The following is a 21,582-nucleotide window of genomic DNA, read 5'->3' as shown; positions in this document are numbered from 1 at the left end:
CCCCTGTCAATTGGGTGCGCCGTGATGCTCGCGCGGCAGTCCTTGCGTCATCGCGTATTCGCCATTGCTGAACGTCAGGGGCTTGCCGTCGAAATGCGCGTATTGCTTGACCTCGCCGATCAGGATCAGGTGATCGCCGGCTTCCTGGACGGAAACGCGCTGGCATTCCAGCTGCGCAACCGCACCGTAGATCAACGGCGCACCGCCGAGCCCTGCCACCCACGACACCAGCTCGAACTTCTCCGGATGACTCGTGCAGAACCACTGCGACACCTGGACCTGGTCATGCGCGAGCATGTTCACCACGAAATGCTCTGCGCTCCTGAAAGCCTCGACATTTCTCGACTCGCGCCGGATCGACCACAGGATCAATGGCGGGTCCAGCGAGACAGAGGCGAAGGAATTCACCGTCATGCCGACCGGACCGCCGTCATGACTGGCCGTGATCACCGTCACCCCAGTCGGATACTGACCAAGGCAGCGTCGGAATGAGCGGCTGTCATCCAGCGGGCGGCCACGCTCCAGCAGGGCCCACTGCCGCTTGTCCGCGACGAATTGCTGTTGAATCATCATTGCGTTTTCGCTCCGTGATGTCTGCGGGATTAGCGCCAATAGGCGGCAGTAGCGAAGTCGTTGACCTTGAATTCGGGCGCCGGCAGACCCAGAAGCGCCCGCGAATAAGCGCTCGCCGCGAGCTCCTTGCCGCCGGTGCCGTGCGTGCGCGCCGCCATCAGGTTGCGGAAGATCAGCTGCATCGGATTGGAGCTCTGCGAAGCCACTGCGCCGACCATCGGCCAGATGTCATGCAGGACATCGAAGCAGGCGGCGAACGAATCGGCCGATTCGAAGCGCACGCGCAGACGCTCCAGATGCGAAATCGGTTCGCCCTTGCAGGCCTGATCGAAAATATGCCGCCAGTTGTTCAGGGTCCGCGTGCGAATGTCGTTGATGCGGGTCAACGCGTCCGCGAGCTTCAGATGGAGGATGGGGTTTTCGGCCAGGCGTGCCCCGGTGCCCATCTTCGTATAACGATTGCGGGACTGTTCAAGAAACAGGTTCACGCCTTCCAGCGCCGTGCCGATCACGGTATTGGCAGCCGTCGCGTAGAACACCGTCATCCACGACACGCCGCGATACAGCGGTGTCTGGATCGCCTCGTAGCCAGGGTTGATGTCGTTGACGACATCGACCATCACGTGGATGCGGTGATTCGGCACGAACACCTTGTTCGCCGTGACCGCCTTGCTGCCGGTGCCGCGCAGGCCTTGCACGTCCCAGCTGTCGTGGTCGATGACCAGGTCCTTGATAGGCACCAGGAAATTGCGCTCACCACCGCCGAGCACGACATAGTGCGCAAAATCGACGCCACTGGAGAAGGTCCATCTGCCATCGAGGATATAGCCGCCCTCGGTCGGTTCGGTCTTGCCGAGCGGCGCGTAAGAGCTGGAGGCACGGGCGTCCGGACCGTAGACGCCCCAGAAATCCTCGTGCATCTGCGGGTCCATCGCCGCGATTTCGAGGTTGTGGCAGACGATCTGGCCGGCGATCCACGCCGCGGAACTGTCGCATTGGGCAATGCGCATCAGGCCGTCGTAGAAGTCCGCCGGAGAGAGTTCCAGGCCGCCGTATTGCAGCGGCGTGAGGCTGCGGAACACGCCGGCATCGAGCATGGCCTCGACGCTGGCATCGGGAACGCGACACTCGCGCTCGGACTGCTCGCGGCCTGCGCGCAGCACCGGAAGGATCGCGTCGACAGCCTTCAGGAATGCCTCGCCCGCTTTCAGCGCGCGCTGGCGGTACGCTTCGCCCTCGGTGGCCGTGAAGGGTTGGGTTTCAATCACTGCGTTCATGTCGTCTCTATCGATGTAGTTCGAGTGAGCACAGTGTAGGTGGGGTAAGTACCCGATCTAAAACGATTCCTTGTACGTTAGAATGAGTTCAACTCATGCAAGAACGTTTGAAATGAAGCGCCTTCCCTCTCTGACAGCCGTCAGATATTTCGAGGTCGCTGCCCGCCTGCAAAGCTTTACCGCGGCGGCCGCCGAACTCCACGTGACCCAGGGCGCGATCAGCCGCATGATCCAGACGCTCGAGGAACAACTCGAGGTTCGCCTGTTCGAACGCAATGGCCGCTGGATTTCACTGACACCCGTCGGCAGGACCTATCACGAACAGATTACGGTGGGCCTGAACCAGATTGCCGAGGCGGGCAGCCGGCTGAAGGAAAGCGCAGACCAGTCGACGCTGATCCTTTCCGTCAACGTTGGCTTCACCCTCTGGCTGGTCCAAAACATCAGCGAGTTCCGCGCCAAATTCCCGGATATCCAGGTGGACGTGCTGGCCGAGGAACTCAAGGAACTTGATTACGACGCGCCCGTCCATGCTCGCATCCGTTATGGCTCGCCCCCGTGGCCCGGTTACGATTCGATCTGCCTGCTCGACACGACCGAGGCGGGCGTGGTTTGCTCGCCGCGCATGAAGCAGCAGGTCGATGTGCATGAACCCGCCGACTTGCTCACGGCCCCGTTGCTGAGCATTGCCGGCACGCGCGAAGAACCTTGGCAGAAGTTTTTCGAACAGCACGGGCTGCAGATGCCAAGCCTCGGCAAATCCCCGCGCTTTCTGCAGATGCTGATGATGCGCGAAGCCGCCATGTCAGGCCTCGGCTTCGGATTGGTGCCCTTGTTCCTGTTTCAGCAGGACTTCCGGGACGGGCGGTTGGTGCAGGCCATCCCGCACACATGCACCATCCAACACGGGTACCACCTCCTTTACCGTAAGGGGGAGGACCTCAACCCGAAACTCAAGATTTTCAAAAAGTGGCTGTTGGCGCGGCTTCGAGCGTCGATATGAGCGCGTGGCCAGGGACACTGCGCACGGCATTGTCGAGTCAGCGACTACAGGTTGAGTCGCGCTGAGTGGGTGTTGGCATCCTGGTCGAACAGCGTTGAGGCGGGCTTCTGCTACGCCGCAGAGGTGCCATGCCGTGAAGCGCGCCTCGATGGCAATCTTACTGAACCAACCGGGGCATCATGATCGTCCCATAGTTAGGGCCGATGCCGTCCATCTGGCTGTTTTTGCAGTAGTTCGGATCGTTGCCCATCTGAACGGTGATCAGTGCGTTGGTGCCGCTGCCGGTCTCGTTCAGGATGTGCAGGCACCCGAATGCGACGATCGGCGGAGTACTCCCCTGTCCCCCCGTAACATTACTCACCACGGCTACCGTCACCCAGGCACAACTACCCGCCGAACCCACCGGGACCTGACTACAGGTTCCAACATTGTGGAACGCATTGCTATTCAGGCCCGTTTCAAGATAGATCGGTTGGCCGATAGACATCGGGCTCGCGTTTCCGCTCGTCATCAACCCGACTATGGCGTCGGAACCAAGCTGGCTGTTAGCAGAAGAGAGGGACGTCCATTGTCCTGCGTTGCAATTGGCGGCCTGGTACGACGCTCTGATCCCGAAGATGTACGGTTGGCCGCTCGTCTGCGGAATGGGCGTGCCGTTGTTGGCCGCTTGGGGGTCCGTTGTACTGGTAGCAAGCTTGGGGGAGTTGGTCGCCGAATTCCAGTAGGAGTTGTACAGGCATTGCGACATCACGATCGGGAACAGTGCCCCAACTTCAGCGGTTCCCGGACTAGCCACGACCGCGGTCGCCGTCGCACTCGTCTTCAGCGACGCGATGTTCAGCACTTGCGCCAGATACAGCGGGACGCTCCCGTTGGAGTCGGTCCCGTCCTTGTGGACCGTCACCTGGACCGCGGGCACGATCTTTCCGCTTGCTACCGGCACGGTGGCCTGGGATACACCAGCCGCAACATTGGTCACATTCACATAGCCCGTGGTGACATCGGACGTATGCAATTGCACGGCCGCCCCCTGCACGTTGTTCTTCGGCCCGAACGAAACAGCCACGGTCTGCGAGTCGTTCCAATCCGGATTGGCGGCGCTCGCGTTGTTGCAGCTAGCGTTGCTGGCTTGAGCATACAGGCACTGTGCCCCTGCAAGCGCCGCGGCGTCCGCGGCAGTCTGTGCCTGAGTGCGGGCCACCATCAGGTTGCCAATGTCGATCGCGAGCGCCGTGAAGCTTAGGAGCATAAGCAGCAGCAGCGCGACCATGATGGCCACCGCGCCCTTCTGCTTCTTCATCGATTTGACGCGGCGCTGAGTACGCAGGGTATGGACGTTACGCATGATGTTCTTCTCATTCGTTGTTCATCGTGGCCGTGGAGCTCAACGTGATCGGCCCAGTCAACGGATTCATCAGGGGGCCGAGCAACAACCCCGTGAACGTGTACGAGACCTTGACCGCCAACGCGGTGCCGAACGACCCGCCTGCGTTGGTCACCGAGACCGATGGGGCGGGGTTTTTCGCCGCAAAAGAAATCAGGTACGAGGACGTATAGCCGGTCACGACGCTCGTAATGTCCGTGGTCGTGGGTCTGGGACTCGTTAGCACGATGCCCGCCCGCGCGCCCTCCCTGGCGGCGTTGGTGATGACAGCCTGGTCGTACAGAGCCAGGCCGAACTCGACGATTCCGAACACAATCAGCAACAGAAGCGGAAGTACGAGCGCGGTTTCGACGGCCACCACACCCTTTTGCTTTTTTTTCAGGTTCATCATTTGACTCCGTACGCGGTCACGCAACATTCGCCGACCGCATCCTGTTCGCTAAAGCTTGCGCTCTGCTCCGGACGCTGATTCGGTGGACGCGATCTTGTATTTCGCAACGGCGCGGCTAGCGCCAGGAAATCGAAGTTGGGGTGACTGAACGGCAACGAGCCAGCACACATCGAGGTAACATCGATGACGTGGCACGTTTGAAATATGATGGAATCGCGACGGTGCTCTTCGCTTGATTTCTCATGATGTCCCCCGACGATGAGTGCCAAACTCCGCATGTGATTGCTGAATGCGAAGGGCCTCGGGAAGCCATCTGGTTGTCATTTTGGCTTCCGTTTATGGCTTCAAAGCATACGAGCCAAAGCGGGAAATTCTGCGCGCTGCCGCACAATTCTTCTGCAATAGCGGCAAAGCGGCGATCGACGACAACACATTGGAATGGTTCATCCCCTATGAGCAACAGGATCGCGCAGCTTTTCCGGCATCTGACCTCAGGCGTATATGTGATCGGCGTAGCGAACGGCGAGCGCCGCAATGCGTTCACCGCAAGCTCGGTGATGCAGGTTTCGTTTGCACCATTGCTCGTCGCGCTCGGCATCAGTCCCGAGCATCAGTCGTACGAACTGCTGCGCAGCGGCGCGGTGTTTGCGATCAGCGTGCTGCGCGCGGATCAACAGAAGCTCGCCGAGCACTTCGGCACGCAGTCGGGCCGCGCCGTCGACAAGCTCGCGACGACTCGCTGGCGTACCGGCGTGACCGGCGCGCCGCTATTGGTCGATGCGCTCGCGCATTTCGAGTGCCGGGTGGTCGATGACATCGCGGCGGGAGATCATCGGGTGGTGATCGGGCGTGTCGTCGATGGCGCGCTAGCCGGCGCGGGCGGAAAACCGCTGATTTATGCGCAGACCGGCAATCTCGACATGAGCGAGGACCTTTATCCCGGGACGTTTTCGTAGTTGGGTGGCGTGCTGGCTGCTCAATGCCAGTGCCCGCCATGTCCGCCGTGCCAGTGGCCGTAGTAGCCGCCATGATGATAGCCACCGCCCCAGTAGCCTCCGATCACCACTGACGGTCCCCACCATCCGTAGTAGCCCGGCCACGGATAACCGTATGGGTAGCCGTACGGATAACCGTAATAGCCCGGATAACCGTAATACCCGGGATAGCCGTAATAAGCAGGCGCAGGAACCGCGACATAGGTGCAATCCTGTCCCGACAACGGCAAATCGTTTTGCGCCGGATTCGCGCCGGCCGTCCCGCTTGCCGGCGTAGGCGCGTTGCCGGTCGCTGATTCCGTAGTGGGGGTGGCCGCCCCGCTGGTGCAGGCGTAGTAACCACCCGCTCCCGGATAGTACGAATAGGGACCGTAATAGACGCAGCCACACAGCGCAAATGCGCCCGCCACGCCAGTGCATACACCAACGATTCCACAACGCATGATCGCTCCCCCTCTGCGGGCGCAGCGCAGCCGTCTCGACACGGCATGGTTTTATTCTAGTCGTCGAATCTTGCATCAGGCACGCGCCTTGCGGAGTGCAGATATTCCGTGGAAATCAGGAGTTTCGACATGGACCTGCCCGACCCTCTCGACCCGAACGCCCCCTCGACTCCCGCACAGCCGGCCACCGGCGCACGTATCACCGGCGCCGGTGCTGGCGATGGTCCCGGACCCGAGGTAATGGCCGCCGCCACGCTCGACGGCAACAAGGTAATGTCTTCCGACGGCCAGGACCTCGGCAAGATTTCCGACATCATGCTCGACGTGCGCAGCGGCCGCATCGCGTATGCAGTGCTGACGGAGGGCGCGATTCTCGGCATCGGCGGCACCTTGCACGCGATCCCCTGGCGCGCGCTGACGCTCGACACGGACCGCAAGTGCTTCCGCCTGGACGCCACGGCCGAGCAGGTGAAAAGCTCGCCGGGCTTCGACAAGGACCATTGGCCGGCGATGGCCGATCGCGCATGGGGCGCGTCGGTCCACCAGTTCTATCATCGCGAACCGTACTGGGAAGCCACACGCGGTGTCGTCGAAAGCGATCCCGCCACACGTATCGATCCGACCACCGGTATCTGAAGAAGACCCTCGTCCCGGCGCTCCAGCACCGCTATCTCACGCACGCCACCGTCTTGCGACGAGCACACGAGGCGCGGCGCGCGGCAAAGGAGAAACGACGATGATCCGACGCGCACTAATCAATCGAAAGAACATATCCTTCGTCGCGTGGGTGGCAATCGGCACGGGTTCGGTATTTCTCAGCCTTGCGCTTCCGCTGCCCGCGCTGGGCGCATTCGTAGTCGGCGCTTGTTGCGCGTATGCGGGGCGTTCCGGCCGACGGCAGAGCGGGCATCCGGTCGCCGGCTTGCTGGAGCGCAAGCAACCAGAGGTCGTCGACGACGTGAATCAGCAAGCACCGGCGACGAGTTCGACGCACGAGGCGAGCGAGACGGAAGACGAAGCGGCGACGCGTTGAAGCGCCGCATTCGCACGCTCATCGCCGGGCGGCGATCAAGTCACAGCGTTTGAGCAGCGCATAACCGCGAAGCTTGCGCATGCCGTCAGCGGCACAATAGGCGTATGACGGATGTCGAGCGAAGCTTGCTTGACTAGCGCGAACGCCGCGAAGAGCGCGTGCGGCGAAGGAAAAACGGATAATGCACGGCGGTCTGTCTCCTGCGCAGTGGTGCACCGCGCCATATCGGTATCGGTGCGGCTTACGGGCAGAATGGCAGTGCGCATCACTCGCGAACAAGGCGGTCTCCTTCCACTGCAACTGAAAAAAATTTCCCTATGCGCATCCCACCGCTGAAGGCGATCATCGCGTTCGAAAGCGTTGCCCGCACGAAAAGCGTAAATCGCGCGGCCGACGAACTTGGCCTGACCGCGTCGGCGGTGAGTCATCAGCTGAGCAACCTCGAATCGATCATCGGGCAGGCGCTGTTCCAGCGCTCCGGCCGCGGACTCGTGCTGACGCCGACCGGCGAACGTTATCTGGCCGACGTGACGGGCTCGCTCGCCGACCTGAGCCGCGCGACCGAACGCGCGTCGAGCCGTACCGACGTCGAGATCCTGCGCGTGCATTCGAGCCCGAGCTTCGGCCTGATGTGGCTGCTGCCGCGACTGACTTCGTTCCAGGAAGCGAACGACGACATCCAGCTGAACGTCGCCTGCTCATACGAAAACGTGTCGTTCTCGAACGGCTTCTACGACATCGACGTGCGCCACGGCTACGGCAACTGGACCAACGTCGAAGTCAAAACGGTGCGCGGCGAGTTCATCGCGCCGCTCGCGTCGCCGAAGTACCTCGCGCAACATCCGGTGAAGACGCCGGAAGACCTGCTGTCGCATCGGCTGATTTATTCAGAGTCGCCGCTCGTGCAGTGGAAACAGTGGTTCGGCAGGACCGGTGTCTCCGCCGCGCACAAGACCTTCGACTTCTCGTTCGACCGCTCGTACATGTCGCTCGAAACCGCGGCGCTCGGGCTCGGCATCGCGCTCGAAAGCCTGATGCTCGCATCGGTGAAGATACGCGAAGGCCTGCTCGCGCCCGTGTTCGACGCCAGCTTCGCGGTCGAAGTCGGTGCCCACCATCTCGTCTATCCGGCGCAGAACGCGGACCTGCCGCGCGTCGAGCGCTTTCTTGCGTGGATCGAGCGCGAAGCGGCCGCCGACTTGCGGGGCTGAATCCGCGTTTTCGTTCGCGTCCGGCTGCACGCCTGGCACAGCGCCGCGCGTGCGGTCCATCCGTCATCTGAATTTTTCTCAGCTATTGCTGAACGTTTCCGCGTTGATGCGGGCGCCTCGCGAGCCGACACTCTGGGCACCAGTCAACACACAGGAGACAAACCATGTTGCTCGAGAACCGGACCATCATCGTGACGGGTGCGGCGTCGCCGCGAGGCATCGGCAAGGCCACGGCGCGCGCGCTGGCCGCGCAAGGCGCATGCGTCGTGATCCTCGATCTGCGCCGCGAAGATGCGCAAAGCGCGGCCGCCGAGCTCGGCGCGAAGCATCTCGGTCTGGCTTGCGACGTAACCGACAAGGACGCCTGCATCGCGGCCGCGCGCGAGACGCTGCAGCGCTTTGGACGCATCGACGGTCTCGTCAATAACGCGGGCATCACGCAGCCGGTGCGCACGCTCGAGATCGGCGGCAAGGACTTCGACGCGATCGTCGACGTCAATCTGCGCGGCACGCTGTACATGTCGCAAGCGGTACTTCCGGCGATGAAGGAGCAAAACGGCGGCAGCATCGTCTGCATGTCCTCGGTCTCGGCGCAGCGCGGCGGCGGCATCTTCGGCGGCCCGCACTACAGCGCCGCGAAAGCGGGCGTGCTCGGTCTCGCCAAGGCGATGGCGCGTGAATTCGGCGCGAACCATATCCGCGTGAACTCGATCACGCCGGGCCTCATCCATACGGATATCACCGGCGACAAACTGACGCCCGCGATGCGCGAGGACATCATCAAAGGCATTCCGCTCGGCCGGCTCGGTGACGCCGCGGACGTCGCGAACGCGTGCCTGTTTCTGCTGAGCGACCTGTCGAGCTACCTGACGGGGATCACGCTCGACGTCAACGGCGGCATGCTGATTCACTGAAACACCGCGCGCCGCCAGACGGCGCAAGCAACGCACCCGGGACACTATCCGGGGCACGTGGCCGCGGGCACGCGCAGAAGCGCCTGCCGTGGCGCACACAGGAGACATCGATGAAAGCGAAATACACCGCGACCGTTGCAGGCGACGTGATACCGCGAAACGACGAACTCACGTTCGAAGCGCGGACCTATGCGAAAGTCGCCCGGCGGCTGATTCCATTCCTGATGCTGTGCTATCTCGGCGCGTATCTGGATCGCGTGAACGTCGGCTTCGCGAAGCTGCAGATGCTCAACGATCTGCAATTCAGCGAAACGGTGTACGGGATGGGCGCTGGCATCTTCTTTCTCGGCTACTTCCTGTTCGAGGTGCCGAGCAACGTGATCCTTCATCGCGTCGGCGCGCGCCGCTGGCTTGCGCGAATCATGCTGACGTGGGCCGTCATCTCCGCGAGCTTCGTGTTCGTCAGAACACCTACCGCGTTCTATGTGTTGCGGTTTCTGCTCGGCGTGGCCGAGGCTGGCTTTGCGCCCGGCGTGATCCTTTACCTGACCTACTGGTTCCCGGCGCAACGCCGCGCCAAAGCGTTGTCGCTGTTCTTCATGGCGATTCCACTCGCGGGCATCATCGGCGGACCGCTGTCCGGCGCGATCATGCATTCGCTGCACGGCGCGCTGTCGATGTCGGGCTGGAAATGGCTGTTCCTGCTCGAAGCGCTGCCGTCGCTCGTGCTCGGCATCGCGATTCTGCTGTATCTCGACGACGGCATCGCCAAAGCGAAGTGGTTGAACGATGCGGAGAAAACGCTGCTCGCACGCAACGTCGCGAACGATGCGCAACAGACGGTCACGCACGTGTCGATTCGCGACTTCATCGGCGACCGGCGCCTGTGGCTGATGGCCGCGATCTACTTCTGCGTGGTGCTGGGCCAGTATGGCCTGACCTTCTGGCTGCCCACGATCATCCGCAAGGCCGGCGTCGCCGATCCGTTGTGGGTTGGCCTGTTCACCGCGATTCCGTATCTGTGCGCGATCGTCGCATTGCCGCTGATCGGCATGAGCGCGGATCGTCGCCGCGAGCGCCGCTTTCACCTGGCGATTCCGATGCTGGTCGCCGCCGCCGGCTTCGCGACGTTGCCGCTGCTTGGCAGCGTCGGCGCGTCGATCGTGTGTCTGAGCGTCGCGTCGGCAGGCATTCTCGCTTCGTCGTCGCAGTTCTGGTCGCTGCCGACCGCGCTGCTCGGCGGCATGTCCGCGGCGGCCGGTATCGCCGCGGTGAACTGCTTCGCGAATCTGGCGGGCTTCTTCTCTCCGGCGATCGTCGGCTGGCTCAACGATCTGACCGGCAAGTCCACCGCCGGGCTGATCTTCATTTCCGCCGCGGTGACGCTGGGCGCCTTGCTGGTCTTTCTGGTGCCCGCGCGATCCGTGAACCGATGAACCTCTCTCTCGACCTGCTACAGGAGTTACCGATGGACACTGAGACCATCACCGAGTCGGTCACGCTCGCCGAGCGTGCGTACCGCATTCGCCGCAACGCGTTGCTGATGGGCGAAGTACAGGGCCAGGGCTATATCGGCCAGGCGCTCGACATCGCCGACGTGCTGGCCGTCGCCTACTTCGGCGCGATGCGTTACCGCGCCGAAGACCCCGAATGGGAAGGCCGCGACCGCTTCCTGCTGTCGAATGGCCACTACGCGATTGCTTTATACGCGGCGCTGTTCGAAGCCGGCATCCTGCCCGCCGATGAACTCGAGACCTACGGCAGCGACGACAGCCGTCTGCCGATGTCCGGCATGGCGAGCTACACGCCCGGCATGGAGATGTCGGGCGGCTCGCTCGGCCAGGGGCTGACGATCGCCGTCGGCCGCTGCCTCGGATTGAAGCGCAAAGCGTCGGACTCCTTCGTCTACACGCTGTTCTCCGACGGCGAACTCGACGAAGGCGCGGTCTGGGAAGGCCTGATGTCGGCCGCGCACTGGAAGCTCGACAACCTGATCGCGATCGTCGACGTGAACAACCAGCAGGCCGATGGTCCTTCGACGCAGATCATGGCGTTCGAGCCGCTCGTCGACAAGCTCGAAGCGTTCGGCTGGTACACGCAGCGCTTGGACGGCAACGACATCGACGCGGTGAAGCGCGCCTTCGACAACGCGCGCCATCACGACAAGCCGCAACCGCGCATCATCGTCTGCGATACGAAGATGGGCTGTGGCGTGCCTTTCCTCGAAGCACGCGAGAAGAATCACTTCATCCGCGTCGATGCACACGAATGGCAACTCGCGCTCGAAGCGCTCGAAGCCGGGAGACAAGCATGAGTACCGTTGCAAATAAGCCGCGCCTTAAAACCTCGGCGATGATCGCGTCGATTGCCGCCGAAGGACAGGTCACGCGTTCGGCGCCGTTCGGTCACGCGCTGGTCGAACTGGCACGCACCAAGGCGAGCGTGATCGGCATGACAGCCGATCTCGGCAAGTACACCGACCTGCATATCTTCGCGAAGGAATTTCCGGACCGCTACTACCAGATGGGCATGGCCGAGCAACTGCTGATGGGCGCGGCCGCCGGCTTCGCGCACGAAGGCGCGCAGCCGTTCGTCACGACCTACGCGGTGTTCGGAACGCGCCGCGCGTACGACTTCATTCATCAAACGATCGCCGAAGACAATCTCGACGTGAAGATCGTCTGTGCGTTGCCGGGCCTGACGACCGGCTACGGCCCGAGTCACCAGGCGGCCGAAGATCTCGCGCTGATGCGCGCGATGCCGAACATGACGGTGATCGATCCGTGCGACGCGCTCGATATCGAGCAGATGGTGCCGGCCATTGCCGCACACGAAGGGCCGGTCTATGCACGCCTGTTGCGCGGCAACGTGCCCGCCGTGCTCGACGAATATGACTATCGCTTCGAATTGGGCAAGGCGAAGCTGCTGCGCGACGGCAACGACGTGCTGCTGATCTCGTCGGGGATCATGACGATGCGCTCGCTCGAAGTCGCGAAGGCACTGGAAGCCGACAACATCGGCGTGGCGGTGCTGCACGTGCCGACCATCAAGCCGCTCGACACCGCGACGATCCTGCGCGAAGCGAAGCGCACGGGCCGCATGGTGATCGTCGCGGAGAACCATACGGTGATCGGCGGACTCGGCGAAGCCGTGGCGCGCACGCTGCTCAGCGCTGGAGTTGCGCCGCCGTTCCGGCAAATCGCGCTGCCCGACGCGTTCCTCGCCGCTGGTGCGCTGCCGACGCTGCACGATCGCTATGGCATCTCGACTAATGCGATGGCTACGTCGATCAAAACGTGGCTCGGTTGACGACGCACATTGTCATGACACCGCGCGGGCCTCGTCGGCTTTACACCCCGATGGTCCGCGTCGTCTTCAGCGCGATCCATGTCATGCCTTCGCGCAGTCCTTCGAGTACCGCTTCTCTTTCCACGGCGAACACCTGCGATTGCTGAAAGGTGCGTTCGAAGTCACCTTCGGGCGACACATGTTTGACATGGATCGTCGCCTGAAATCCGCCTTCTGCCGCCTCCTCCGTATGGACACTCACGGACCAGGTTCCTTGCTGTGCGTTTGCTGATATAGCCATCGAATGCTCCTCGGGTTGTTGCGAGCGGCTACCACCGTCAGCGTAGGTCCGTGCAACGCCCGTCTCGTTGATCCAGGTCAAGCGTCGACGCGAACCGTGCGTCACGCTCGACGCCGATCGCTCGCCCGACGCCTTCAGCTTCGCTTCAGATTCACGCGAGCGCGTGAAAACCCTGCCGGCAAAACGCGCAACGACCCGTGCATGCGACATGCTAAAAGAGGCCGCCATGCACCGCACGCGCATCGATTTCGATGCCCCCCGTCCCGAGGTTTCGCGGTAAGCTTTTGCGACGTACCCGCGTCACGAGTTCGTGCCGGTGCGGCAACGCTGCCCTCATGATCGACGAATGCCGGGGTTCATCATGTGGTACGCCTTTATCGACGCACAACAACGCCTCGCTCGCGCGATGGTCGGGGGAGTTCTAACCGAATCTGGGTCGATGCCGAGCGCGCAAACAGGCTGGCTCAGCCCGAATCATGCGGCCGACGCGTTCAGCCACTGGCTGCTGAGATCGACTTGCGCTTTCGAGCGAACGCCGCCATTCGCGATCCACTCGGTTGCCGGCCACGGTCGCCGCGTGAGCGTCGACGAAAACGTCGTCGCCTCGTTGCCACTCGGCGCGCTGCTCAGATTCAAGCGCAACCTGCCGACACCACCTACCGACACCAAACCGCCAGTGCTGTTGTGCGCGCCACTCGCCGGACATCACTCGGTGATGCTGCGCGAGACTGTCGAGACGCTGCTCGAAGAACGTGACGTATTCGTGACCGATTGGACCGATGCGCGCGACGTTTCGCTCGAAGCGGGCCCGCTATCGCTCGACGACTACGTGCAGGCGCTCGATAGCTTCATCGGCATCGCCCGCACGTTCAGCTCGCCGGTTCATGTAGTCGCAATCTGTCAGGCGAGCGTGCCCGCGCTCGGCGCCGCGGCGCTACTCGCCGTGGACGAGGCCGCCCCGCTTGCGAGCATCTCGCTGCTGGGCGGCCCGATCGATACCCGTTTGAACCCGACCGTCACGGACCGCTTCGCGAGTTCGCATACGCTCGAGTGGTTCCACGATCATGCGATCGATATCGTTCCACCGCCCTATCGCGGCGCGGGACGTCTCGTGTATCCGGGATTCATCCAGCAGGCCGCGATTTTTGCCGCGCATCCGGAGCGGCGGTTGCGGCTCGAAGCGGACTACTGGTCCCGCTGGCTCGCCGGCGACATGCCCGGTGCGCAGCGGGCGCTGCGCTCGGCCAACGAGTACGCCGCGGTCCTCGATATGACGGAGTGCTACTTCCTCGACATGCTTCGCGTGGTGTTTCACGAACATCTGTTGCCGCGTGATTTATGGTCGGTCGCCGGGCGCCGGGTGCGGATCGCCGCGCTGCGCGATACCCCGCTGTGCACGATCGAGGGCGACAGCGACGAGATCACCGGCACGGCGCAAACGCATTGCGCGCATGCGCTGTGCGATACATCGCCGATGCGGCCCGCGCGGCAGCTCACCATCGAGCAGTGCAATCACTACGATCTGTTCATCGGCCCGCGTTGGCGCGATGCGGTTTATCCGGGCCTCTGCGAATTCTGGCGCGATGTCGAACACGCTGCGTCGGAGGTTTGCCAGCCGCGCCGCGCGGCCAGGGGTTCGGCAGACCGCAGATCGGCGTGAGGTGGCCGCGACAACGCCGGCAGTCCGCGCGTCACGTCACGACGCCAGTTTGCTCAGTTCCCGCGCTCCATGCCGATCGCGGCTTCGAGGGCCAGTTCCGCCACATCGAACGCGCGGCGGATCGCCGCTTTGGCGTCGTCGTCAGCGCAGTGCGCGATGGGCTTGAGTTCGCGCGCGGGCGTGACGAGATCGAGCCGCACGTCATACAGCGGACGCGCCGATCCGGGACGCAATGCCTCGATGGCGAGATGGCAGTGCGACACGAGCGCGCCAAACCGCGCGAGACGCACCAGCTGCGCACCTGCTTCAGCTTCGAGCGGAGCGGCACCCGCGAAGCCAAGGTAGACGATCTGCATGTCAATGCCCATGTTCGCCTCCCGTTGCCAGTGTCGAACGGACCTGTTCCACGCAGATGCAAGTCCAGGCGCTCGCTATGGGCTTATCTTGTTCCTGTCGGAGTGGCGGTCATTGACGTGGGTCAAGCGCGGTGAAGGCAGTGTGACAAGCAACTAGTGATAGTCGCTTGACTGCCATACCGGAGCGGACTAACATGGACTTAGTCCACTAGGAGCAGTTATGCAGACAGTCAATATACATGAAGCAAAGACCCAGTTTTCGCGTCTCGTCGATGCTGCGGCCAGCGGCGAGGAGATCGTGATCGCAAAGGCCGGCAAGCCGGCAGCGCGGCTCGTGCCGATGGAACATGCCAGGGCCGTTCGGCGGTTTGGTGGACTGAAGGGGAAAGTTCGCATTGCGGACGACTTTGACGCACCCTTGCCCGATGACGTTATCGCGGCATTCGAAGGCCGTTGATGCGACTCCTTCTCGATACGCACGTTTTCCTCTGGGCAGTCACGGACGATCGCAAGCTAACCAAAGCTGCCCGTAAGCTGATACTCGATGCAAGCGAGGTTTTCGTCAGCAGCGCGAGTATTTGGGAGGCCTCGATCAAAGCCGGTCTTGGAAAGCTCGAGGTGGACGTCAATCTCCTCGTTTCCGAGATCGAAGCGAGCGGCTTTCTGGAATTGCCGGTGCGGGCAGTGCATGCCGCTCTGGTTCGAGATTTGCCCGATATTCACAAGGACCCATTTGATCGGCTTCTGATCGCACAAGCTCTTTCGGAGCCGTTGCGCTTGCTGAGTTCAGACGGCCACCTGTCGAAATACACAGACTTGGTTATCGCCGTCTAGGACACTCCTCAATGCATATGCATCCCCCCATTGATCGCAATATCGGCACCGGTGATAAAAGCCGCTTCGTCGGAGCATAGAAACGCGATCAACGCCGCCACCTCGTCCGGACGTCCGAGCCGGCCGACCGGGATCTGCGGCAGGATCTTCGTGTCGAGAATCTCGCGCGGCACCGCTTCGACCATCGCGGTCGCGAGGTAACCGGGCGACACGGTGTTCACCGTAACGCCGTGCTTCGCGGTTTCGAGCGCAAGCGCCTTGGTAAAGCCGTGCACGCCCGCTTTGGCCGATGAATAGTTGGTTTGCCCGTAGGCGCCGCGCGAGCCGTTGACCGACCCCACGTTGACGATACGGCCGTGGCGCCGCTCGAGCATGCCGGGCAACAGCGGCTTGGTCATGTTGAACAGGCCATCGAGATCGGTGCGCAGCACGGCGTCCCAGTGCTCCTTGCTCATTTTCGCGAAGCTCGTGTCTTGCGTGATGCCGGCGTTGTTGATCAACACGTCGACCCCGCCCAGTTCGGTCAGCACGCGTTGCGCGCAGCGCGCGCAGGAATCGAAGTCGGCGATATCGGCTTCGTATGCATGAAAGTCGCGCCCCGTGTCGCGCTCGTGCTGCAGCCATGTCGGCACGTGATCGTTGTGCGTCGAGTGCGTCACCGCGACCGTCATACCCGCGTCATGAAGCGCCCGGCTGACCGCCGCACCCAAACCGCCCATCCCGCCTGTCACCAATGCCACGCGATCCGTTCCCATCTGAACTCCTCCTTGCCGTGTCTGCCATTGACGGTCCGCACGCCGGCTTTGCCGGCCCGCGCGGCTAAACGACGCCCGCGAACGGTAGCGCGTTCTGCGAGCTCCACCACCACGCGCTCAGGCCGCCCGCGAGCGGCGCGACGCCCGGCGCGATGCCGTACGCCGCCTGCCACCACGCATACCACGCAGCGCAAGCGCGGTTCGCCTCGTCGAACCACTCCGCCTCGCGCTGTACGGCGATGGCGATCGACTTGCTCCAGTCGGCGAAACTCCGCGCCGCGTACTCGCGCGCCGCGCCCTGCGCGGTCTGATACGCCGACGCGTAATCGAACCAGCCTTCGGGCTGTCCGAATGCCGTCGAGGTCCATGGTGAAGCGAAGCGTCCGACCGGCGCGTCGGATTCGGATGCCATATCGCTGCCCTCCAGAGGACAGCATAGGATTGCCAGGCGCGGTTGCAAACCGTCGAGCGCGTCTGCCACCGTATCGAGCTCGCGGCAGCCCGCGCTTGATCTGCATCAACAGCCTCGCCCGCCGGGCCCATAGACTCCATTTGACGACGGGCGCGAGCCCGCTTGCGCCCGTTTCCCACGTTCTGTCACGGAGCTTTGGCGATGAGCTACAAAAGCATTCTCGTTCATCTCGATACGAGCGTTCGTGCACATCCGCGCCTCGAGATCGCATTGCAGCTCGCACACCGCTTTCATGCGACGCTGACCGGCCTGTTTTCGACGTACGTGCCGCCGCGGCACGCGTTCTTCGTGATGGCCGGCACCGCCGACTACTATGCGGAGCACGAGCGCCTGCGCCACGAGCGTGCCAGCGCGCTGGAGCGGCTGTTTCGCGCGGAACTCGCGCGCGCGAACGTCGACGGCCATTGGATCGCCGCGAACGGCTACGCGAACGACGTCGTGCCGCCCTATGCGCGGGTCGCCGATCTGATCGTGCTCGGCCAGCCCGACCCGACCGACCCGGAGGCGTTCGTCGCCGAACAGTTCGTGGAGCACATCGTGCTGTCGGCCGGGCGGCCGGTGTTGCTGGTGCCGTCGAGCGGCACCTTCGCGGCGCCGGGCCGCCACGCGCTGATCGCGTGGGACGGCAGCCGCGAAGCGACCCGCGCGATCCACGACGCGCTGCCGTTCCTCGCGCACGCGGCCAAAGTGACGCTGCTGACGGTTCATTCGTCGGCCGATCGTCCGCCGCAGGGCACGGCTGCCGGCGACGACATCGCACTCACCGTCGCGCGTCACGGCGTCAAGGTCGACGTGCGCGAGCTGAGCGTCGCGGACCGCGCGCCGGTCGGCGACGCGCTGCTGTCGCAGGCGGCCGACCTCGGCTGCGACCTGATCGTGATGGGCGCCTACGCGCATTCGCGTCTGCACGAAGTCGTGCTGGGCGGCGCGACGCGCACGATGCTCGAATCGATGACCGTGCCGGTGCTGTTGTCGCACTGAAGTGCGCGCTTAAGGAGCCCGCCATGTTTCACCGCCTACTCGTCGCGCTCGACGGCAGCGCCACGGCCTCGCGCGCGTTCGACGCCGCGCTGACCCTCGCCGCCCAATCGGGCGCGGAGCTGATGCCGCTGTACGTGATCGACGTACCCATCATCCCTTACGACGCGCCCGGCTTCGATCCTTCCACGATCGAGGACGCGTTCATCGAGGAAGGCAAGCGGATCGCGGCCGACGCCCAGAGCCGGATGAGCGCACGTGGGGTCAAGGGCACGGCCCGCACCGTCGAAGCCGCGACCACCGGCGAAGACGTCGCGCATCGCATCGTCGAGACGGCGCGCGAATGGCCCGCCGATGCGATCGTGATGGGCACGCACGGCCGCCGCGGGTTTCAACGGCTGATGCTCGGCAGCGTCGCCGAGCGCGTGCTGCGCCGCGCCTGTTGCCCGGTGCTGATGATTCCCGCGCAGGCGAGCGGCGCGACGCGCGTCCAGCCAGTCCCGGACAGCGCCGACAGCGGACCCGCCTGAGCGAACTCACCTGAGCCGCTCGAAACTGGCTCTGCGCGGCGCTTCAGGGCCGAGGGTGGGCTTGTTCGTCATGCCGCACGATCAGCACCGGTATGTCGGTCGACCGCACGAGCGACTCCGCGACGCTGCCGAGCAGAAAGCGCTGCACGCCACGGCGGCCATGCGTGCCCATCACGATCAGATCGGCCTGGATTTCGTCGGCGACGCGCGCGAGCACCGCCGACACGTTTTCGGCGTAAGCGTCGATCACCCGCACGCCGCCCGGCACCTGCGCCTCGCGCAACAGCTCGCGCGGGCCATCGAGCGCGCGGCTGGCGAAATCTTGCGCCGCGCCCGCCGGTTCCGGCTCGAAAGCCACGTCGGCATTGTCCGACCACTTGCCGTGCCCCACCACGCAGCAGGCTTCGAGCGTGGCGCCGGTCAGCTTCGCGAGCTTCAGCGCCTCGGCGAAGGCGCGCTGCGCGCTGGGACTGTCGTCGAGTGCAACCAGAATTCGTGCATACATGTCGGACTCCCTCTGAAAGCGCTGGCATGACCCGAAGTGGTGCCGTCGCGCGTTTGCACCGACAGTGTGAAGCGCGCCCCGCCACTCGGCTTGACGCAGGTCAACGGGCCGCCGCTCGGTGCCGCCGCTGCTGGACGACATCGCCAGCAACCCACCAGGAATAATCCTACAACCACTACCTGAACTCCTAGCACCGCTTAAAGCGCTGCCGATATATTTCCAAGATTAGGTCGCCAATACTGGTCGGTATGGACACCGCCCCGTCAGCCACCTTATCGAGAATCTTCCTCGTCGACGATGCGGTCGAGGTCCGGCACCGGCTTGCTTGCCTGATCGCGCTGATTCCCGGCATCGAAATCGCCGGCGAGTCGGCGGGCGTCGAGCACGCGTTCGACGACATCGTCGCGAGTCGCGCCGATGTCGCGGTGCTGGACCCGTGCTTCTCGGGCAAGACCGACCTCCTGCTGCTCGCTGCGCTAGCGCGGGTGCGGCCGTCCATCGTCAGCATCGTGCTGACCAATCATGACGCGACGGCGTTTCGCCGCGCGTGCGAAGCGGCGGGCGCCGACTTCTTCTTCGACAAGACCTCGGAGTTCGAGCTCGCCTGCCGCGCCATCGAAGCGATTGCCTATGCGCGTCGTGCGCATCGGGTCTGACCGCCAGGAGCCGATCATGCAAGTTGCCGCAGTCCGTGAACCCCGCCACGACGCGCCTCGCACCTCGCACGTCGTACCGATCCACGTCGCGCCCAGCACCGCGGCGGCACGCCACGCCGTCACGCGCTGCTCCACCTGTGCGATGCGCGCGATCTGCATGCCGCCCGAGCTGACACCGGACGAACTGAGCCGGCTCGATGCGTTGATCTGCTCGACGCGCTCGATCAAACGCGGCGACGCGCTGTATCGCGCGGGCGACGAGTTTCAAAGCATCTACGCGATACGCGCCGGCTCATTCAAAACCGTGGTCATGCATCGCGACGGTCGCGAGCACGTGACTGGCTTCCAGATTGCCGGCGACTCGCTTGGCCTCGACGGCATCGGCGAGGCCAAGCAGAACTGCGATGCGATTGCGCTCGAAGATAGCGTCGTGTGCATCATTCCGTTCGCGCAGCTCGAGGCGATCTGTCGCGAGATCAGACCGATGCAGCATCACATCTATCAGATGATGAGCGGCGAGATCGTGCGCGAATCGAGCCAGATGCTGCTGCTCGGCACGATGACCGCCGAGCAGCGCGTCGCGACGTTCCTCCTGAATCTGTCGAAGCGCTTCAAGGCGCGCGGCTTTTCCGCCGCGGAGTTTCATCTGCGCATGACGCGCGAGGAAATCGGCTGCTTTCTGGGCATGAAGCTCGAAACGGTGAGCCGGATGTTCTCGAAGTTCCAGCGCGAGCACCTCGTCAAGGCGAACGGCAAAACGATCCGCATCGAAGATCCGGAAAGACTGGCTCGGGTCTGAGCACCGGCGCGACGCCCGCCCCACGTTCGTTCGCGGGACATGCCGGGTGGAACAGGCGCTCCTGAACTGATATAACTCAGTGCGTTGCGGTACGCGACCTTGCGTGGCCGCCCGGAGGAGCGATGGGTCTATCGAGCGGCGAGTCTTCCTGCTTCACCAGTGCTGCGTCCGGGTCGGACGTGTCCGTCGAGGATCGCTATTTCATGTTGGTCGAAGCGGTACAGGACTACGCGATCTTCATGCTCGACCCCGCCGGCCGCGTAACCAGCTGGAATCCCGGCGCACAGCGCATCAAGGGCTACACGCCCGAAGAAATCATCGGCCAGCATTTCTCGAAGTTCTATACCCCGGAAGACATCGCGGCCGGCAAGCCCGCGCGCGAACTGGAAACCGCCGCAGCCGTAGGCCGCGCCGAGGACGAAGGGTGGCGTGTGCGTCGCGACGGCTCGCGTTTCTGGGCTAATGCGGTCGTTTCCGCCGTGCACGATGCGTCCGGCGCGCTGCTCGGCTTCGCCAAGGTCACCCGCGACCTGACCGAGCGCATGCGTCTCGCGGAACTCGAGCGCGCGAGTCAGGTATCCACGCACACGCACATCGCCCGTGAAAACGAGCAGAAACGTATTGCGCGCGAACTGCACGACGATCTCGGCCAACGGCTGACGGCGCTAAAAATGAGCGTGGCGCTGCTCGAAGCGAAGCTGAACAAGCAAGCCGACACCGAGCCGCTTGCGGCGCAAACGCGCGAGCTGCAACAGCAGATCGACTGGATGGCCGCTTCGCTGCGGCGCATCGCCGCCGATCTGCGCCCCCCGCTGCTCGACGACCTCGGACTCGCCGCCGCGCTCGACTGGCTGGCCGAAGACTTCACGAAACGCTACAACGTGCGCTCCAGCGTGCATCTCGAACCCGCCGAGCCGGTATGCGGCGAATTCGCGGCGACGGCGCTGTTTCGCATCGTTCAGGAGGCGTTGACGAACGTCGCGCGGCACGCCAAGGCGAGGCACGTACGCATCGACATGACCTGCGCGGGCCCGATCGTATCGCTCGATATCGACGATGACGGCGTGGGTGTCGCGCCGGATCATGCGCAGGGAACAACTTCATTCGGGCTGCTTGGCATTCGCGAACGTGTGCGGCAGTTGCGCGGCAACGTATCGTTCATCAGCTCGCCGGGCCATGGTTTCAGGATCTCGATCCAGATACCAGCCGACGCGCTCGTGTAGT

Annotated in this window: 28 protein-coding genes; 18 read left to right on the top strand and 10 right to left on the bottom strand. The window is 63.6% G+C overall.

The annotated features are described in order from the left end of the window. Positions 1–6 precede the first annotated feature (6 nt). Positions 7–573, bottom strand: a complete 567-nt coding sequence (locus tag AB4Y34_RS19875; RefSeq protein WP_176378430.1) for a flavin reductase family protein — start codon at positions 571–573, stop codon at positions 7–9. A gap of 29 nt (positions 574–602) precedes the next feature. Next, positions 603–1,850 carry an acyl-CoA dehydrogenase gene (locus tag AB4Y34_RS19870; protein WP_368716945.1) on the bottom strand — a complete coding sequence of 416 codons (1,248 nt, stop codon included), beginning with the start codon at positions 1,848–1,850 and terminating at the stop codon, positions 603–605. A 112-nt stretch (positions 1,851–1,962) separates the two neighbouring features. On the opposite strand from AB4Y34_RS19870, the gene AB4Y34_RS19865 reads away from it, so the two are divergent. After that, positions 1,963–2,853, top strand: coding sequence for a LysR substrate-binding domain-containing protein (locus AB4Y34_RS19865; RefSeq protein ID WP_176367974.1), 891 nt, complete (start codon positions 1,963–1,965; stop codon positions 2,851–2,853). A 157-nt stretch (positions 2,854–3,010) separates the two neighbouring features. Here the strand turns inward: AB4Y34_RS19865 and AB4Y34_RS19860 are convergent, their stop codons facing one another. Both AB4Y34_RS19860 and AB4Y34_RS19855 read right to left on the bottom strand, forming a co-directional pair. After that, a complete protein-coding gene (locus AB4Y34_RS19860) occupies positions 3,011–4,198 on the bottom strand; it encodes a pilus assembly protein TadG-related protein (protein ID WP_368716944.1) in 1,188 nt (395 codons plus the stop codon). Between the two features lie 10 nt (positions 4,199–4,208). Further along, positions 4,209–4,625 (bottom strand): TadE/TadG family type IV pilus assembly protein, encoded by a 417-nt coding sequence (locus tag AB4Y34_RS19855; RefSeq protein WP_254905825.1) that lies wholly within the window; start codon positions 4,623–4,625, stop codon positions 4,209–4,211. Positions 4,626–5,080: 455 nt separating this feature from the next. On the opposite strand from AB4Y34_RS19855, the gene AB4Y34_RS19850 reads away from it, so the two are divergent. After that, positions 5,081–5,584 (top strand): flavin reductase family protein, encoded by a 504-nt coding sequence (locus AB4Y34_RS19850; protein WP_176378434.1) that lies wholly within the window; start codon positions 5,081–5,083, stop codon positions 5,582–5,584. Between the two features lie 20 nt (positions 5,585–5,604). Here the strand turns inward: AB4Y34_RS19850 and AB4Y34_RS19845 are convergent, their stop codons facing one another. Beyond that, entirely contained in the window at positions 5,605–6,066 is a 462-nt protein-coding gene (locus AB4Y34_RS19845; RefSeq protein ID WP_176378435.1) for a hypothetical protein, read from the bottom strand. A 129-nt stretch (positions 6,067–6,195) separates the two neighbouring features. Here AB4Y34_RS19845 and AB4Y34_RS19840 point away from each other — a divergent pair, with 129 nt between their 5' ends. The 7 genes from AB4Y34_RS19840 to AB4Y34_RS19810 all read left to right on the top strand — a co-directional run bounded on the left by AB4Y34_RS19840 (position 6,196) and on the right by AB4Y34_RS19810 (position 12,533). Continuing rightward, positions 6,196–6,702, top strand: coding sequence for a PRC-barrel domain-containing protein (locus AB4Y34_RS19840; protein WP_368716943.1), 507 nt, complete (start codon positions 6,196–6,198; stop codon positions 6,700–6,702). A 100-nt stretch (positions 6,703–6,802) separates the two neighbouring features. After that, positions 6,803–7,099 carry a hypothetical protein gene (locus tag AB4Y34_RS19835; protein ID WP_368716942.1) on the top strand — a complete coding sequence of 99 codons (297 nt, stop codon included), beginning with the start codon at positions 6,803–6,805 and terminating at the stop codon, positions 7,097–7,099. A 317-nt stretch (positions 7,100–7,416) separates the two neighbouring features. After that, positions 7,417–8,310 (top strand): LysR substrate-binding domain-containing protein, encoded by an 894-nt coding sequence (locus tag AB4Y34_RS19830; RefSeq protein WP_368716941.1) that lies wholly within the window; start codon positions 7,417–7,419, stop codon positions 8,308–8,310. A 164-nt stretch (positions 8,311–8,474) separates the two neighbouring features. Beyond that, positions 8,475–9,224, top strand: a complete 750-nt coding sequence (locus AB4Y34_RS19825; protein WP_176378438.1) for an SDR family NAD(P)-dependent oxidoreductase — start codon at positions 8,475–8,477, stop codon at positions 9,222–9,224. A gap of 110 nt (positions 9,225–9,334) precedes the next feature. Further along, positions 9,335–10,660, top strand: coding sequence for an MFS transporter (locus AB4Y34_RS19820; protein WP_176378439.1), 1,326 nt, complete (start codon positions 9,335–9,337; stop codon positions 10,658–10,660). A gap of 32 nt (positions 10,661–10,692) precedes the next feature. Beyond that, on the top strand, positions 10,693–11,538 hold the full coding sequence (locus AB4Y34_RS19815; protein WP_176111437.1) for a transketolase: 846 nt from the start codon (positions 10,693–10,695) through the stop codon (positions 11,536–11,538). Next, the gene (locus AB4Y34_RS19810) at positions 11,535–12,533 is read left to right on the top strand and encodes a transketolase family protein (protein WP_176378440.1); all 999 of its coding nucleotides are present in this window, start codon (positions 11,535–11,537) and stop codon (positions 12,531–12,533) included. The genes AB4Y34_RS19815 and AB4Y34_RS19810 overlap by 4 nt, the downstream gene beginning before the upstream one ends. A 40-nt stretch (positions 12,534–12,573) precedes the next feature. Here the strand turns inward: AB4Y34_RS19810 and AB4Y34_RS19805 are convergent, their stop codons facing one another. Beyond that, on the bottom strand, positions 12,574–12,813 hold the full coding sequence (locus AB4Y34_RS19805) for a hypothetical protein (RefSeq protein ID WP_176121643.1): 240 nt from the start codon (positions 12,811–12,813) through the stop codon (positions 12,574–12,576). A gap of 67 nt (positions 12,814–12,880) precedes the next feature. On the opposite strand from AB4Y34_RS19805, the gene AB4Y34_RS19800 reads away from it, so the two are divergent. Further along, complete coding sequence (locus tag AB4Y34_RS19800) at positions 12,881–13,093, top strand: hypothetical protein (protein ID WP_368716940.1); 213 nt, start codon at positions 12,881–12,883, stop codon at positions 13,091–13,093. A gap of 81 nt (positions 13,094–13,174) precedes the next feature. After that, a complete protein-coding gene (gene phaZ / locus AB4Y34_RS19795; RefSeq protein WP_368716939.1) occupies positions 13,175–14,473 on the top strand; it encodes a polyhydroxyalkanoate depolymerase in 1,299 nt (432 codons plus the stop codon). Positions 14,474–14,526: 53 nt separating this feature from the next. Here the strand turns inward: phaZ and AB4Y34_RS19790 are convergent, their stop codons facing one another. Beyond that, a complete protein-coding gene (locus AB4Y34_RS19790) occupies positions 14,527–14,841 on the bottom strand; it encodes a hypothetical protein (protein WP_176111440.1) in 315 nt (104 codons plus the stop codon). 208 nt (positions 14,842–15,049) lie between these two features. Here AB4Y34_RS19790 and AB4Y34_RS19785 point away from each other — a divergent pair, with 208 nt between their 5' ends. Further along, positions 15,050–15,286 carry a type II toxin-antitoxin system Phd/YefM family antitoxin gene (locus tag AB4Y34_RS19785; protein WP_368591392.1) on the top strand — a complete coding sequence of 79 codons (237 nt, stop codon included), beginning with the start codon at positions 15,050–15,052 and terminating at the stop codon, positions 15,284–15,286. Next, a complete protein-coding gene (locus AB4Y34_RS19780) occupies positions 15,286–15,663 on the top strand; it encodes a type II toxin-antitoxin system VapC family toxin (RefSeq protein ID WP_176378443.1) in 378 nt (125 codons plus the stop codon). The genes AB4Y34_RS19785 and AB4Y34_RS19780 overlap by 1 nt, the downstream gene beginning before the upstream one ends. 8 nt (positions 15,664–15,671) lie before the next feature. Here the strand turns inward: AB4Y34_RS19780 and phbB are convergent, their stop codons facing one another. Both phbB and AB4Y34_RS19770 read right to left on the bottom strand, forming a co-directional pair. Next, positions 15,672–16,418, bottom strand: a complete 747-nt coding sequence (phbB, locus tag AB4Y34_RS19775) for an acetoacetyl-CoA reductase (RefSeq protein WP_176367985.1) — start codon at positions 16,416–16,418, stop codon at positions 15,672–15,674. Positions 16,419–16,482: 64 nt separating this feature from the next. Beyond that, positions 16,483–16,830, bottom strand: coding sequence for a polyketide synthase (locus AB4Y34_RS19770; RefSeq protein ID WP_368716938.1), 348 nt, complete (start codon positions 16,828–16,830; stop codon positions 16,483–16,485). A 201-nt stretch (positions 16,831–17,031) separates the two neighbouring features. On the opposite strand from AB4Y34_RS19770, the gene AB4Y34_RS19765 reads away from it, so the two are divergent. Beyond that, positions 17,032–17,871, top strand: coding sequence for a universal stress protein (locus tag AB4Y34_RS19765; RefSeq protein ID WP_176378446.1), 840 nt, complete (start codon positions 17,032–17,034; stop codon positions 17,869–17,871). A 23-nt stretch (positions 17,872–17,894) separates the two neighbouring features. Continuing rightward, positions 17,895–18,398 carry a universal stress protein gene (locus tag AB4Y34_RS19760; RefSeq protein WP_176378447.1) on the top strand — a complete coding sequence of 168 codons (504 nt, stop codon included), beginning with the start codon at positions 17,895–17,897 and terminating at the stop codon, positions 18,396–18,398. A 43-nt stretch (positions 18,399–18,441) separates the two neighbouring features. Here AB4Y34_RS19760 and AB4Y34_RS19755 read toward each other — a convergent pair whose 3' ends face one another. Continuing rightward, on the bottom strand, positions 18,442–18,903 hold the full coding sequence (locus tag AB4Y34_RS19755) for a universal stress protein (RefSeq protein WP_176121419.1): 462 nt from the start codon (positions 18,901–18,903) through the stop codon (positions 18,442–18,444). 248 nt (positions 18,904–19,151) lie between these two features. On the opposite strand from AB4Y34_RS19755, the gene AB4Y34_RS19750 reads away from it, so the two are divergent. The 3 genes from AB4Y34_RS19750 (at position 19,152) to AB4Y34_RS19740 (ending at position 21,581) form a co-directional block, all read left to right on the top strand. Then, positions 19,152–19,559 (top strand): response regulator, encoded by a 408-nt coding sequence (locus tag AB4Y34_RS19750; RefSeq protein WP_176378448.1) that lies wholly within the window; start codon positions 19,152–19,154, stop codon positions 19,557–19,559. Between the two features lie 16 nt (positions 19,560–19,575). Further along, a complete protein-coding gene (fnr, locus tag AB4Y34_RS19745) occupies positions 19,576–20,358 on the top strand; it encodes a fumarate/nitrate reduction transcriptional regulator Fnr (protein ID WP_368716937.1) in 783 nt (260 codons plus the stop codon). A gap of 122 nt (positions 20,359–20,480) precedes the next feature. Next, the gene (locus AB4Y34_RS19740; RefSeq protein ID WP_368716936.1) at positions 20,481–21,581 is read left to right on the top strand and encodes a PAS domain S-box protein; all 1,101 of its coding nucleotides are present in this window, start codon (positions 20,481–20,483) and stop codon (positions 21,579–21,581) included. Position 21,582: the final 1 nt, after the last annotated feature.

It is taken from the genome of Paraburkholderia sp. BR10954 (assembly GCF_040965775.1).
GTDB lineage: Bacteria > Pseudomonadota > Gammaproteobacteria > Burkholderiales > Burkholderiaceae > Paraburkholderia > Paraburkholderia youngii.
Note: the sequence above shows the minus strand (reverse complement) of the source record. Positions and strands in the feature narration are given on the sequence as shown.

Bases quoted from the DNA above. Each gene is read 5' to 3' on its own strand.
- AB4Y34_RS19875 (WP_176378430.1), bottom strand. From the start codon at position 573: ATGATGATTCAACAGCAATTCGTCGCGGACAAGCGGCAGTGGGCCCTG.
- AB4Y34_RS19870 (WP_368716945.1), bottom strand. From the start codon at position 1,850: ATGAACGCAGTGATTGAAACCCAACCCTTCACGGCCACCGAGGGCGAA.
- AB4Y34_RS19865 (WP_176367974.1), top strand. From the start codon at position 1,963: ATGAAGCGCCTTCCCTCTCTGACAGCCGTCAGATATTTCGAGGTCGCT.
- AB4Y34_RS19860 (WP_368716944.1), bottom strand. From the start codon at position 4,198: ATGCGTAACGTCCATACCCTGCGTACTCAGCGCCGCGTCAAATCGATG.
- AB4Y34_RS19855 (WP_254905825.1), bottom strand. From the start codon at position 4,625: ATGAACCTGAAAAAAAAGCAAAAGGGTGTGGTGGCCGTCGAAACCGCG.
- AB4Y34_RS19850 (WP_176378434.1), top strand. From the start codon at position 5,081: ATGAGCAACAGGATCGCGCAGCTTTTCCGGCATCTGACCTCAGGCGTA.
- AB4Y34_RS19845 (WP_176378435.1), bottom strand. From the start codon at position 6,066: ATGCGTTGTGGAATCGTTGGTGTATGCACTGGCGTGGCGGGCGCATTT.
- AB4Y34_RS19840 (WP_368716943.1), top strand. From the start codon at position 6,196: ATGGACCTGCCCGACCCTCTCGACCCGAACGCCCCCTCGACTCCCGCA.
- AB4Y34_RS19835 (WP_368716942.1), top strand. From the start codon at position 6,803: ATGATCCGACGCGCACTAATCAATCGAAAGAACATATCCTTCGTCGCG.
- AB4Y34_RS19830 (WP_368716941.1), top strand. From the start codon at position 7,417: ATGCGCATCCCACCGCTGAAGGCGATCATCGCGTTCGAAAGCGTTGCC.
- AB4Y34_RS19825 (WP_176378438.1), top strand. From the start codon at position 8,475: ATGTTGCTCGAGAACCGGACCATCATCGTGACGGGTGCGGCGTCGCCG.
- AB4Y34_RS19820 (WP_176378439.1), top strand. From the start codon at position 9,335: ATGAAAGCGAAATACACCGCGACCGTTGCAGGCGACGTGATACCGCGA.
- AB4Y34_RS19815 (WP_176111437.1), top strand. From the start codon at position 10,693: ATGGACACTGAGACCATCACCGAGTCGGTCACGCTCGCCGAGCGTGCG.
- AB4Y34_RS19810 (WP_176378440.1), top strand. From the start codon at position 11,535: ATGAGTACCGTTGCAAATAAGCCGCGCCTTAAAACCTCGGCGATGATC.
- AB4Y34_RS19805 (WP_176121643.1), bottom strand. From the start codon at position 12,813: ATGGCTATATCAGCAAACGCACAGCAAGGAACCTGGTCCGTGAGTGTC.
- phaZ (WP_368716939.1), top strand. From the start codon at position 13,175: ATGTGGTACGCCTTTATCGACGCACAACAACGCCTCGCTCGCGCGATG.
- AB4Y34_RS19790 (WP_176111440.1), bottom strand. From the start codon at position 14,841: ATGGGCATTGACATGCAGATCGTCTACCTTGGCTTCGCGGGTGCCGCT.
- AB4Y34_RS19785 (WP_368591392.1), top strand. From the start codon at position 15,050: ATGCAGACAGTCAATATACATGAAGCAAAGACCCAGTTTTCGCGTCTC.
- AB4Y34_RS19780 (WP_176378443.1), top strand. From the start codon at position 15,286: ATGCGACTCCTTCTCGATACGCACGTTTTCCTCTGGGCAGTCACGGAC.
- phbB (WP_176367985.1), bottom strand. From the start codon at position 16,418: ATGGGAACGGATCGCGTGGCATTGGTGACAGGCGGGATGGGCGGTTTG.
- AB4Y34_RS19770 (WP_368716938.1), bottom strand. From the start codon at position 16,830: ATGGCATCCGAATCCGACGCGCCGGTCGGACGCTTCGCTTCACCATGG.
- AB4Y34_RS19765 (WP_176378446.1), top strand. From the start codon at position 17,032: ATGAGCTACAAAAGCATTCTCGTTCATCTCGATACGAGCGTTCGTGCA.
- AB4Y34_RS19760 (WP_176378447.1), top strand. From the start codon at position 17,895: ATGTTTCACCGCCTACTCGTCGCGCTCGACGGCAGCGCCACGGCCTCG.
- AB4Y34_RS19755 (WP_176121419.1), bottom strand. From the start codon at position 18,903: ATGTATGCACGAATTCTGGTTGCACTCGACGACAGTCCCAGCGCGCAG.
- AB4Y34_RS19750 (WP_176378448.1), top strand. From the start codon at position 19,152: ATGGACACCGCCCCGTCAGCCACCTTATCGAGAATCTTCCTCGTCGAC.
- fnr (WP_368716937.1), top strand. From the start codon at position 19,576: ATGCAAGTTGCCGCAGTCCGTGAACCCCGCCACGACGCGCCTCGCACC.
- AB4Y34_RS19740 (WP_368716936.1), top strand. From the start codon at position 20,481: ATGGGTCTATCGAGCGGCGAGTCTTCCTGCTTCACCAGTGCTGCGTCC.